A 698-nucleotide genomic window follows, 5' to 3' on the forward strand; every position below is an offset into this window, starting at 1 on the left:
GTTGCTGATCGAGGCCGCCTGGCATCACCGGCAGCCCTATCGTGCCGGGGTGGATCTGCGGCGCCGCTGGGACAAGGCCTCACCGGCGGCCCGAGCCCGCGGGCAACGAGGCAACCGGCGCCTGCACGAGCGCTGGGCCGGGTTCGACGCCCGCCGCAAGCGTCCCGTGCTGGCGAACACCGCCATCGCCCGCGAGCTCGCCGGGTGGTGCTGGTCGTTGGCCGTGCTCGACGACTGACCCAYGGGGCCTTCCCCCCGTCGCGGCCATTCTGGTCGTTGCTCGTCGGGCGGCAAGGTCGGTTCTCCTCGCTTGCGCTGCGGGGACTCCACCTTGCCCCCGCTCCTCGGCGACGACCGATGGGGCACGGACCGGGGGGCCGAAGGCCCCACGAACGTCCCGGATGATCACACGGTTGGTGACAACAGCGCCTGGGAGTGACCCGCGAGACAACTATGAGCAATCCTCAACTGCACGTTGGGATCACGCTCGAGGTTAGACCAGCGATCCACTCCAGCCGAACAACTGTCTTTGCGGTAGCCAACCCGCGCATATCAGACTTCGACAACGCGTCGACAACCGACACGCTCGCCACCAACCAACAGATTCATCCGGGGCCACCCGAGGCGGACGTCCCTCGACGACGGTCCTGGACGTCCGCCTCCTGCTGCCCTCTTGACAAATCTGCGTCCATATCAGT

At 67.6% G+C, this 698-nt stretch carries 1 pseudogene; it reads left to right on the forward strand.

Going from position 1 to position 698, the window contains the following annotated elements:
* Positions 1-238, forward strand: a pseudogene (locus AC1DWT_RS51725) (IS110 family RNA-guided transposase); the annotation flags it as partial.
* Positions 239-698 lie beyond the last annotated feature (460 nt).

Source organism: Rhodococcus sp. P4_B6 (assembly GCF_056402215.1).